Genomic DNA, 10,399 nt, shown 5'->3' with positions numbered 1-10,399 from the left:
CCGCGCCCTGAACCACCGAGGAAGGCGCGATGACGGACTCCGAAAACGATCGATTGGCGAGCCGGCATCCTGTTCTTCTTCAGGCGCGTTGCCGCAAGACGCGCTGGCACGTCTTTCCCGTCGAACTGGGAGATATTTCGCAGGGCGGTTGCAGTATCCTTGGCAGCCGCGAATCTTTCATGCCTGGCGAAGAAGTTCAGCTGCGAATCGCCAACTTCAAACCCATCGTGGCGCATGTGCGCTGGGTGGATGGCAACGTGGCCGGGGTTGAGTTCCGATCTGCGCTTTCCAAAGCCCTGATCGAAGAACTGGGGCGCACTTACGCCATGCCGACAGGGCTTTGAAGCCCACGGCATTCACCAGTGCAGCCGGCATGGTCTGACGATGTGGAGAGTATAAGGTGGTGGACGCACTTGGGCTCGAACCAAGGACCCGCTGATTAAGAGTCAGCTGCTCTACCAACTGAGCTATGCGTCCCCACGGGTGTCCGCAGGTTTGGTATATGGTGGACGCACTTGGGCTCGAACCAAGGACCCGCTGATTAAGAGTCAGCTGCTCTACCAACTGAGCTATGCGTCCCCACATGGTCTTCATGGGAACAGGATGGTGGACGCACTTGGGCTCGAACCAAGGACCCGCTGATTAAGAGTCAGCTGCTCTACCAACTGAGCTATGCGTCCACGCTACCTGTCCAAGAAGGGCCTTGCGGCCCCGCCTCTCGGCGGCGGAGAGGCCCCTATAACGGCAGATTTTTACATTGGAAGAGAAAATTTGAAAAAGTTTCAGGAGAATGACCCCCGGCCCTGATTCCAGCGGTTTACCGCCATGATCGTGCCAAGGCAGATCATGTTCGTCAGCATCGAAGTGCCGCCGTGGCTCATGAAAGGCAGGGGAATTCCGACGACCGGGGCAAGCCCCATCACCATCATCAGGTTGATCATGACGTAGAAGAACATCGTCGCCGTCATGCCTGCTGCCAGAAGGCCCGAGAAGCGATCCGGCGCGCGCCGGGCCACGCCCATGCCCCATCCGATGACAACCGTGAACACGAAGAGCACGAACAGGCCGCCCATCAGCCCCCATTCCTCGGACATCGTTGCAAAGACGAAGTCGGTGTGCGGTTCGGGAAGGTACTGCAGGTGACTCTGCGTGCCATTGCCGAAGCCCTTGCCGAAAATCCCGCCCGAGCCGATCGCGATCTTCGATTGCGTGATGTGGTATCCGGTGCCCAGCGGGTCGCCCTCAGGGTCGAGGAACACCAGCACGCGGTTGCGCTGGTAATCGTGAAGCAGCGTGAAGAACGCGATGGGGGCGAAGATGAGCAGGGCGCTGCCCGCGCTGACGAACCACCACAAGGGCAGGCCCGCCAGGAACATCGTCACCACGCCGCCGAAGCAAACGGCCGTTGCCGTGCCAAGGTCGGGCTGGATCAGCACGAATAGCGCCGGTACTCCGATCAGCACGCCGGCCGGAACGAGGCCCCGCCAGCTTGCGGTCATGGCATGAGGAAGCGTTTCGTAGAACCGCGCAAGCACGAGGACGATGGCCGGCTTCATCAGTTCGGAAGGCTGCAGCGACATGAAGCCCAGATTCAGCCAACGCTGACTGCCGCCACCCACTGCGCCGATCAGTTCCACCAGCACCAGCAGCACAAGGATGCCGCCATAGACGGGATAGGCGGCCATTCTGAACAGGTTGCGGCTCATGCGCGATATGACGATGGCCATCACCAGGAACACGCAGAAGCGGACCACGTGGCTGAGCGCATAAGGCTGAAGGCTGCCGCCGGCCGCCGAATAGAGCACTGCCGCGCCCAGGCCCACCAGGCCGCACAGAGGGATCAGCATCTGCCAGGGTTGGCGGGAAATCGCCTCCGGAACTATGGAGCGGCTCATTGCGGCGTTCCTCCGGTCGTGGGCGTCGGCGTCGGGGCGGGTGAGGGCGGCGGCGCCGGCCGATCGGTATCGTCTGCCGGTTCGGGGGCAGGGGATTGTGCTTCGTTGATAGGCTGGCGCGGCTCGTCAGGCTGCTCGGCGCCTTGCAGTTTGCGTCGCTCCTCTTCGGGCGATACCTTGGGCGCGCCCACACCGTACTGCGCGGAATAGGCCCGGAAGCGGGCGTCCAATCGTTCTTTCGCGGTACCGCCCCACTTCTTCTCAAGCTCGGTCAGGGCTTCCATGCCCTTTTCCTTGTCGAACATGTAGGTCAGCACATCGCGTGCGATCGGGTACGCCGCACCGGAACCGCCGCCGTGCTCGACGACGACAGAGCAGGCGTAGCGGGGGTTATCGGCAGGCGCGAAGCAGATGAAGTGCCCGTGGTCACGATGCTTCCACAATCCGCCCTTGCCGTTGCCCACATTGAGGCCGACGACCTGCGCGGTGCCGGTCTTGCCCGCCAGTTTGATGTCGGGGAAGGGCAGGCGTGAATGGGGCGCGGAGCCGGGACCATTGGCGACGTCCGACATGGCTTGCCGGATATAGGCCAGATGTTCTTCCGGCACACCGAGCGATGCCTGCGGTTCGTGCTCGTGCCCGTGGATCAGCTTGGGCATGATGATGCGCCCGCTGGCGATGCGTGAAGCCTGGATCGCCTGCTGCAGCGGATTTACAAGGAAATAGCCCTGACCGATGGTGGCGTTGACCGTGTCGAAGGTCTGCCATGGCTTGTCGTACTTTTTGAGCTTCCACGCCGGGCTGGGCACGGTTCCGTAGGATTGCCCGGCGACCGGCAGAGGAAAATCCTGCCCCAGACCCAGACGCTTTGCCATCGCGGCGATCGGGTCCATGCCGATGCGCTGTGCGAAGTGGTAGAAGTAAACGTCGCAGCTCTGGTAAATACCCTTGGCCATATTGACCTGGCCATGGCCGCGCCGTTGCCAGCAGTGGAACACGCGGTTGCCCACACGCAGGCCACCACCGCAATAGACGCTCTCGTTCGGGTCGAGGCCCGCTTCCAGGAATGACAGGGCTACCAGCGGCTTGACCGTAGAACCAGGTGGATAAAGGCCGCGTAACACCTTGTTGCGCAAGGGAACATGATCGTCGTCCGACAGCATCTTCCATTCTAGGCGGCCGATGCCGTCGGAGAAGCTGTTCGGATCGAAGCTGGGCATCGATGCCATCGCAAGGATGTCGCCGGTCTGGCAATCCATCACCACCACGGCTGCCGATTCCGGGCCGATGCGGCGCGCTGCATAGTCCTGTATGGCCGCATCGATGGTGAGTTTCACGGTCTTGCCCGGAACATCCTCGCGCGTGTCAAGGTCGCGTACGATCCGGCCGGACGCGGTCACTTCAACGCGGCGCGCGCCGGGTGTGCCGCGCAAGTCCTTTTCGTAGAACTTCTCAAGCGCGTCCTTGCCCAGCTTGTAGCCGGGGGTCAGCAGGACGGGGTCATGGTCCTTTTCGTACTCTTCGGCGGAAGCCGCGCCGACATAGCCGATAAGGTGGCCGACCGAAGGTCCGGTAGGATAGAAGCGCGAATAGCCGCGCTGAGTTACCACCCCCGGAAGGTCCGGCAGTCGCACGCTCACAGACGCGAAACGCTCCCAGTCAAGGCGCGAGGCCACTTCGACGGGCGCGAAGCCGTGCGAGCGGTCCAGCTTGTCCTGCAGGTCCTGCATCGCGATCGGGCTTAGCGAAAGCAGCTTCCCAAGTTCCGCGATCGTTCGATCGGGATCGGTCATCCGTTCGGGGATGACGTCGACCCGAAAGTCCGCCCGGTTGGAGGCGAGCGGCTGCCCGTGCCGGTCAAGAATCCAGCCACGGCGGGGCGGGATCAATGACAGGTTGACGCGGTTGCTCTCGGCCTTGAGCTTGTATTTCTCGTTCTCGAAGACCGACAGGTAGGTCATGCGCGAAGCGAGCAGGCAGCCGATGCCGCCCTGTATGGCGCCGACAACGATAGTGCGCCGGTCGAAGCTGTTGCGCAGCGTGCCGGTGGTGACGTGCGGCGGACGGATCAGGCGCCGGAAGCTGAATTTCATCGCATGACTACGAAGGGGGTCAGGCGAATGTGGTCCATCAGGGCCACGAAGCGTCCGACAAGCGGATAGATAATCACGGAAATCACGACCTGGGGCACGATGACACGGATGGGGGCGGAAGCACCGGCGATGTTCGTCACGCCGAGGCAGAGCGCAATATACGCTACGATAAGGCCGATCGCCACCAGCCACTCAGTCAGGAAGTTTCTCCAGGGCAGCCGCGTCTCGACATGGTCCAGAACGATGGTTGACAGCGACCACAGGAGCACGGCGCTGCCGAACGGCGATCCGGAGAACAGGTCGTCGAACAGGCCAAGCGGCAAGCCGGCCCACATCGGCATCAGCCCGGGTCGCAACTGGCGCCAGGCGATGAACATCAGGAAGCCGAAAGGGGGCAGAACCGGGGCCGATGCGATGAGAAGCCAGCCCGGAGCCATCGATCCGAACATCACCGTTAGCCATGGCAGCACGCTCGCGATCGTGCGCGAGGGCTTGCGGTTGATCCTCTGCCTGACGACCGTGTCGTTGCCGGACAGCAGTGGCACGCCTACTCGCTCCCAGGCGCAGGTTCGGCCGGCGGCGGGGGCGGCGGCGGGGCCCAGGCGCGCTCGACGACGACGTAGTCGGTGTCAGACGGATTGCTCAGCACCCGCGCCACCGCCCCGTCGCGAAGCAGTTCGGTGATGACCGCAAGCGGCGTACCGGGACGATAAAGCCCACCCGATCCCGAAGTTACCATGACATCGCCCTTGCGCAGCGGGTTGAGGCCCAGATTGACCAGCCGGATGCGGATGGTGCCGTCGCCATGTCCTTGTGCGAATGCGGGTACGCCGTCCTTCGCCCTGCGCACGGGCACAACGCTTTCGGTGTCCGTGATGAGCAGCACGCGCGAACTGGACATGCCGACTTCGAGCACGCGTCCGACGAGGCCCATCTGAGAGCGCACCGGCATGCCTTTGGCCACGCCCTTGTCCGTCCCGGCGCCCAGTGTCGCAAAGCGGCGCGCGCTGGCTCCGGTCGAACTGACGAGCCTTGCGTATGCCACGGGCTGCGCATCGTCCTCACGCAGGTTTAACAGCTGTTTGAGGCGCAGGTTTTCGGTTTCGGTGGCCTGCGCCTTGGCGATGCGCACCTTGGCCTCGGCCAGTTCCCGCTCCAGACGAGCATGTTCCCGACCGGACTGCAGGAACCCGCCGATCTCTTCGATGAAGTTCTTGCTGGCGCGGCGCCCGCCGGCGGTTGCCTGCGCGGGCGATTCCGTCAGGTCGGCAGCGGCGCCCCGCAGCGTCGAGAATGCATTCGGATTGACGATCGACACGACGAGCAGCCCTAGTCCGACCACGGCGCCAAGCACGCCGGCGGTGTACTGGAAGAACGTCGAATACTGCGCCCTGCGCGAAAAGCCGGAGCGCCGATTGGCTGGCGGTGCCATGCGCCATGCACTCCTGTCATTCCCACGCGGCGGTCCGGTGCAGGAGGTCCGCCGCGGTTTTCAGGGAGCCTCGGGCCGTCGCGTGGCACGAGGGCTCCCGCACTCGATCAGGCGGACATCAGGACGCCGCGATAGACCGGATCTTCCATCGCGCGGCCGGTGCCGAGCGCGACGCAGGAGAGCGGGTCTTCGGCAACGCTGACGGGCAGGCCGGTTTCTTCGCGCAGGTAGTCGTCCAGACCCTGGATCAGCGCGCCGCCGCCGGTAAGGACGATGCCCTGATCGACGATGTCGGCTGCGAGTTCGGGCGCGGTGTTTTCCAGCGCGATGCGCACGCCTTCGATGATGGCGCCAATCGGTTCGGCCAGCGCTTCGGCGACGTTCGCCTGCGTGATGGTGATCTCCTTGGGCACGCCGTTCACAAGGTCGCGGCCCTTGATGTGGATCGTTTCGCCGATGCCGTCTGCCGGCATCACGGCGATGCCGTAATCCTTCTTGATGCGCTCTGCGGTGGCGTCGCCGATCAGGAGATTATGGTGGCGACGCACGTAGGAAACGATCGATTCGTCCATCTTGTCACCGCCCACGCGCACCGAAGTGGTGTAGGCAAGGCCACGCAGCGAAAGCACCGCGACTTCGGTGGTGCCGCCGCCGATATCGACGACCATCGATCCGACCGGCTCGGTCACGGGCATGTCGGCGCCGATTGCTGCGGCCATCGGTTCGAGGATCAGGTAAACCTGGCTGGCGCCGGCGTTGCTGGCCGCGTCGCGAATGGCGCGGCGTTCGACCGAGGTGGAGCCCGAAGGGACGCAGATCACGATTTCCGGGTAACGGAACAGGTTCTTCTTGCCATGCACCTTGCGGATGAAGTGCTTGATCATTTCTTCCGCGATTTCGATGTCGGCGATCACGCCGTCCCGCAGCGGGCGAATGGCCTCGATGTTGTCGGGCGTCTTGCCCATCATCATCTTGGCGTCATCGCCGACAGCCTTGACCTTCTTGACGCCGTTCATCGTCTCGATCGCGACAACCGACGGTTCGTTCAGCACGATTCCGCGATCCTGGACGTAGACCAGCGTATTCGCCGTCCCGAGGTCGATCGCCATGTTCTGTGAGCCGAGTTTGAAGAATCGCGAAAAGGGGCCGGCCATCTAAAATCCGTTTCTTACCAATCGTTTGCCGAATCACTCTCGACAACGACGACAGGGGGTTGCGGGTAGGAGGGCTCCCCTTAGCCCATCGATTCGGGAAAGGCCAAAATTTTGTTCCTGATTCCGGGGGGAAACGTGTGGCGCCCGTCTCGAATTAGGGCCGTTTCGTCGCTAGGTTTGCCTGCCGTCACCGCGATCCGTCCATGACGGTCAGGCGACCGTATTCTGTCGAGATGCCGATGCCCACGATCCGCCGCCTGCCCGAACATCTGGTAAACCGCATCGCCGCAGGCGAAGTGGTTGAACGGCCCGCGTCTGCGCTCAAGGAACTGGTAGAGAACGCGATCGACGCGGGCTCCACGCAGATTACCGTGCGGATCGCCTCCGGCGGGCTCGACATGATCGAGGTTACGGACGACGGCTGCGGCATGCGGCCCGACGAGATCGCCCTGGCGCTGGAGCGGCACGCTACCTCCAAGCTGCCTGACGAGGCGATCGAACTGGTCGCCACGCTGGGTTTTCGGGGAGAGGCGCTGCCGTCGATCGGATCGGTCGCGCGGCTGACGATCGAAAGCCGTCCGCATGATGCCGCCGAAGGCTGGAAGCGGGTGGTGGACCACGGCATCATTGCCGTGGACGCACCTGCGGCCCTGCCGCCGGGCACACGCATCAGGGTGGAGGACCTGTTTGGCAAAGTGCCCGCGCGCCGCAAGTTCCTGCGCTCACCCCGGTCCGAATACGCCGCGTGCCTTGACGTCGTTCGTCGTCTGGCGATGGCGCGGCCCGACGTGGGCTTCCTGCTGGAGCATGACGGGCGGCGCACCATCTCCGTGCAACCGCGCGAAGAGCTTGCGGCTCGGGTGGCCCGGCTTGTCGCGCGCGAACTGGCCGAGGACGGCGTCGTCATCGAGGCAGAGCGCGGATCGGCGCGGCTGACGGGGGTTGCAGGGCTGCCCACGTACAATCGCGGCGTTGCGGATCACCAGTACCTTTTCGTCAACGGCAGGCCGGTGCGTGACAAGCTGCTCGTCGGTGCGGTGCGCGGGGCCTATTCGGACATGCTCGCCCGCGATCGCCATGCCGTGCTGGCCCTGTTTCTTGAGATTCCACCTGAAGAAGTCGACGTAAACGTCCATCCGGCAAAGACTGAGGTGCGGTTCCGCGACCCCGCATTCGTTCGCGGGTTCCTGGTTGGCGCCTTGCGGCATGCTCTGGAAGGCGCAGGGCAAAAGAGCGCGCAGCCCCCGCAGGCGGCCGCGATGAACATGTGGCAGGTGGAGCCGGTAACGCCTGCTCCTGCCCCTTCGATCGGCTCGCTGTTCGCGCGCGAATATTCGGCGCCGCAGACGCATTATCAGCCCTCGCGCGTGTCCGAGACGGGCACGGCATGGCGCTCCTACGAAGCGGAAGTCATGGCCCAGCCTGCGGCCCGCGCCGAAGTGGCGGATGAGGTGAGCGAGGAAGCATTGCGTTACCCGCTGGGCGTCGCGCGCGGCCAGGTGGCCGGAACCTATATCGTTGCAGAGGCAGAGGACGGTCTGGTCATCGTCGACCAGCATGCCGCGCACGAACGGCTTGTGCTGGAAAAACTGAAGGCCGCCGGCGCGGAAGAGGCGATGAACCGATCTCAGGCGCTGCTGCTGCCCGAAGTCGTCGAACTGGAAGAAGTTGCGTGCGACGCGCTGGAGGACAAGCTGGCGGATCTGGCGCGCCACGGGCTGGTGCTTGAACGTTTCGGCCCCGCCGCGATGCTGGTGCGGGCGGTTCCTTCGGTGCTTTCGAAAAGCGATGTGGGCGCGCTTGTGCAGGACGTGGCAGACGACCTGGAGCGCAACGGCGATGCCTTGCTGCTGGGGGAGAAGCTTGATCTCGTGCTGGCAACGATGGCCTGCCACGGCTCGGTGCGCGCGGGCCGCTCGCTATCGGTAGCCGAAATGAACGCGCTGCTGCGTGAGATGGAGCGGACTCCGCGCTCCGGCCAATGCAACCATGGTCGCCCTACGTGGGTTAAACTGGCCCATAACGACATCGAGAAACTGTTCGGGCGAAAATGATGCTGAAATATGCGGTTGTGACGGCGGCATTCGCCATGCTGGCGGGATGTGGACAGGAGACACCCGCCGAGCAGGCTGCGGAGAACGCCCGTGATGTCGCCATGGTCGAACGCATGAGCCGGGAACCGCTCAAGCCGATCGTCCCGATACCGATCACCGCTGAAGACATCGATGGCTATGGCCTGGACAGGCCGGGCTGCTCGTTTGCCAAGCAGGCACCCGGCGCAGCGCCGATATTCATCGCGACCAGCACGGAAGGCTTCATGCGTGTCGGTCGCGATTTCAAGCGCTTTGCTGCGAAAGGGACAAGCGCCGATCTGCCGGGCGGCGCGCGCACGACATATGTGGGGCTGTCCAGCTGGGTCGATATCGTGCGCCTTCCCGATGAGGGAATGGCCAGTGATGCCAACACCTGGCCCGCCCGCCTGATCATCCACGATTCACAGGAGCGCGTGGCCTACCGCGCCGATGGCGTCATGCACTGCCGGGGGTCGGATGCGCCGCCACGGCGCTGATGAGGCGGGTCAATGGGCCAGCACCAGCGGCCGGACGAGCATCCACAGTGCCATGCCCACCATGAAGACGTTCTCCATCAAGGAGACGAACCCCAACGGAACGCTGCCCGATCCGCCGACGCAGGCACACTTGAGTTCGCGCTTCTGGACATAGACAGCGTAATAGACCGATGCTGTGCCCACACCGCCGATGAACAGCGCTACCGGGATCGAGAGCCAGTGCAGGATGCCCGCCGCCATGAAGGCCCCGGCGAACCACTCCAGAAACGGGTAGGCATAGGCATAGGGCACATAGCGCCGGGCAAGCAGGTCGTAGCTGAGGAACATCGATGAGAACGTCTCGATATCCTGCAGCTTGAGCATGGCCAGCAGCATCATCGAAATCGCCACGAACCATTCCGCCGCATGCAGCGTCAGCGCCGTGCCGAGCGCGGCCCAGCTTGCGCCCAACGCGATGGCTGCAGCGGTGGCAAAGACCCACAGAACCGGCGCATAGCTCATCCGCTTCGCCGCATCGTCCAGCCCGAAGAAGTGTCTGAGATCGGAATGGCCGCCGATCCGCTGCCCGTCGATGAAGGTCTGCGGGGTGGTCGATACATCGTGTCCGGCCTTGAAAGCATCGACTTCGCTGCGCGTGGTCAGCCAGTGATCCTCGACTTTGTAGCCACGGCTTTTCAGCAGGTGCAGCGACTTGAGGCCATAAGGACAGATGTGCTTTTCCATCACCATGCGGTAAAGGATGGCAGTCTTGGCGGGGGCTTGGTGTTCGTTCATGCCATGCTTATAACTTCCGTACCATGGTACGGAGTCAAGCATGACTTTGACGATTTCAGAACTGGCCCGCGCAGGCGGTGTTGGCGTAGAAACGGTGCGCTTCTATCAACGCAAGGGCCTTGTGCACGACCCGCGCCCGGCCAGCATCGGCGGAGCAAAAGGCCGGCGCCATTACGGCGACGAGGACGTGCGGCGGTTGCGCTTCGTGCGCGCGGCGAAAGATGCCGGGTTCATCCTTGACGAAATCACGGAACTGCTGGGCCTGGATGCCAGCGACGATCGGGTGAGGGCGCGTGCGATGGCGGAAGCGCGGATCACGCATCTGGATGAGGAAATCGCCCGGCTCGACCGTGCCCGCAATTCCCTGCGCAGGCTGGCAAGCGAATGCGCGGGAAGCGATACCGGACCATGCCCGATAATCGCGGCGTTCGAAGACAGTGAGTGCTGCCGGTAAGCCCCGTTTCGGACCACGTCCCGAGCCT

The 10,399-nt window shown here is 63.6% G+C and carries 10 protein-coding genes and 3 tRNA genes; 4 read left to right on the top strand and 9 right to left on the bottom strand.

Features of this window, described 5'->3' with window-relative positions; translation table 11 throughout:
* Nucleotides 1-29: 29 nt before the first annotated feature.
* Nucleotides 30-344 (top strand): PilZ domain-containing protein, encoded by a 315-nt coding sequence (locus A8V01_RS03530; protein WP_103094584.1) that lies wholly within the window; start codon nucleotides 30-32, stop codon nucleotides 342-344.
* A 57-nt stretch (nucleotides 345-401) separates the two neighbouring features.
* Here A8V01_RS03530 and A8V01_RS03525 read toward each other — a convergent pair.
* The 8 genes from A8V01_RS03525 to A8V01_RS03490 all read right to left on the bottom strand — a co-directional run bounded on the left by A8V01_RS03525 (nucleotide 402) and on the right by A8V01_RS03490 (nucleotide 6,574).
* Nucleotides 402-477 (bottom strand) — tRNA-Lys (locus A8V01_RS03525).
* A gap of 26 nt (nucleotides 478-503) precedes the next feature.
* Nucleotides 504-579, bottom strand: a tRNA-Lys gene (locus A8V01_RS03520).
* 25 nt (nucleotides 580-604) lie between these two features.
* Nucleotides 605-680: transfer RNA gene (locus A8V01_RS03515), tRNA-Lys, on the bottom strand.
* 102 nt (nucleotides 681-782) lie between these two features.
* A complete protein-coding gene (rodA, locus tag A8V01_RS03510) occupies nucleotides 783-1,895 on the bottom strand; it encodes a rod shape-determining protein RodA (RefSeq protein ID WP_103094583.1) in 1,113 nt (370 codons plus the stop codon).
* Entirely contained in the window at nucleotides 1,892-3,988 is a 2,097-nt protein-coding gene (gene mrdA / locus A8V01_RS03505; protein ID WP_103094582.1) for a penicillin-binding protein 2, read from the bottom strand. Before mrdA ends, rodA begins: the two co-directional genes overlap by 4 nt.
* Nucleotides 3,985-4,533 (bottom strand): rod shape-determining protein MreD, encoded by a 549-nt coding sequence (gene mreD / locus A8V01_RS03500; protein WP_245892311.1) that lies wholly within the window; start codon nucleotides 4,531-4,533, stop codon nucleotides 3,985-3,987. Before mreD ends, mrdA begins: the two co-directional genes overlap by 4 nt.
* Nucleotides 4,534-4,535: 2 nt before the next feature.
* Nucleotides 4,536-5,420 (bottom strand): rod shape-determining protein MreC, encoded by an 885-nt coding sequence (locus tag A8V01_RS03495; RefSeq protein ID WP_103094581.1) that lies wholly within the window; start codon nucleotides 5,418-5,420, stop codon nucleotides 4,536-4,538.
* Nucleotides 5,421-5,527: 107 nt separating this feature from the next.
* A complete protein-coding gene (locus tag A8V01_RS03490) occupies nucleotides 5,528-6,574 on the bottom strand; it encodes a rod shape-determining protein (protein ID WP_103094580.1) in 1,047 nt (348 codons plus the stop codon).
* A 239-nt stretch (nucleotides 6,575-6,813) separates the two neighbouring features.
* Here A8V01_RS03490 and mutL point away from each other — a divergent pair, with 239 nt between their 5' ends.
* On the top strand, nucleotides 6,814-8,628 hold the full coding sequence (gene mutL, locus A8V01_RS03485; RefSeq protein WP_103094687.1) for a DNA mismatch repair endonuclease MutL: 1,815 nt from the start codon (nucleotides 6,814-6,816) through the stop codon (nucleotides 8,626-8,628).
* Entirely contained in the window at nucleotides 8,625-9,143 is a 519-nt protein-coding gene (locus tag A8V01_RS03480) for an acetyl-CoA carboxylase biotin carboxylase subunit family protein (RefSeq protein ID WP_103094579.1), read from the top strand. The genes mutL and A8V01_RS03480 overlap by 4 nt, the downstream gene beginning before the upstream one ends.
* 9 nt (nucleotides 9,144-9,152) lie before the next feature.
* On the opposite strand, the gene A8V01_RS03475 is transcribed toward A8V01_RS03480, so the two are convergent.
* Nucleotides 9,153-9,917 (bottom strand): MauE/DoxX family redox-associated membrane protein, encoded by a 765-nt coding sequence (locus A8V01_RS03475; RefSeq protein WP_103094578.1) that lies wholly within the window; start codon nucleotides 9,915-9,917, stop codon nucleotides 9,153-9,155.
* A 40-nt stretch (nucleotides 9,918-9,957) separates the two neighbouring features.
* Between A8V01_RS03475 and A8V01_RS03470 the strand changes: the two genes are divergently transcribed.
* Nucleotides 9,958-10,371 (top strand): MerR family transcriptional regulator, encoded by a 414-nt coding sequence (locus tag A8V01_RS03470; RefSeq protein WP_103094577.1) that lies wholly within the window; start codon nucleotides 9,958-9,960, stop codon nucleotides 10,369-10,371.
* Nucleotides 10,372-10,399 lie beyond the last annotated feature (28 nt).

The organism is Novosphingobium guangzhouense (assembly GCF_002896965.1).
Classification (GTDB): Bacteria; Pseudomonadota; Alphaproteobacteria; order Sphingomonadales; family Sphingomonadaceae; genus Novosphingobium; species Novosphingobium guangzhouense.
This window is presented reverse-complemented; position numbering and strand designations above follow the sequence as displayed.

Bases quoted from the DNA above. Each gene is read 5' to 3' on its own strand.
- rodA (WP_103094583.1), bottom strand. From the start codon at position 1,895: ATGAGCCGCTCCATAGTTCCGGAGGCGATTTCCCGCCAACCCTGGCAG.
- A8V01_RS03475 (WP_103094578.1), bottom strand. From the start codon at position 9,917: ATGAACGAACACCAAGCCCCCGCCAAGACTGCCATCCTTTACCGCATG.
- A8V01_RS03495 (WP_103094581.1), bottom strand. From the start codon at position 5,420: ATGGCACCGCCAGCCAATCGGCGCTCCGGCTTTTCGCGCAGGGCGCAG.
- A8V01_RS03470 (WP_103094577.1), top strand. From the start codon at position 9,958: ATGACTTTGACGATTTCAGAACTGGCCCGCGCAGGCGGTGTTGGCGTA.
- mutL (WP_103094687.1), top strand. From the start codon at position 6,814: ATGCCCACGATCCGCCGCCTGCCCGAACATCTGGTAAACCGCATCGCC.
- A8V01_RS03530 (WP_103094584.1), top strand. From the start codon at position 30: ATGACGGACTCCGAAAACGATCGATTGGCGAGCCGGCATCCTGTTCTT.
- A8V01_RS03480 (WP_103094579.1), top strand. From the start codon at position 8,625: ATGATGCTGAAATATGCGGTTGTGACGGCGGCATTCGCCATGCTGGCG.
- A8V01_RS03490 (WP_103094580.1), bottom strand. From the start codon at position 6,574: ATGGCCGGCCCCTTTTCGCGATTCTTCAAACTCGGCTCACAGAACATG.
- mrdA (WP_103094582.1), bottom strand. From the start codon at position 3,988: ATGAAATTCAGCTTCCGGCGCCTGATCCGTCCGCCGCACGTCACCACC.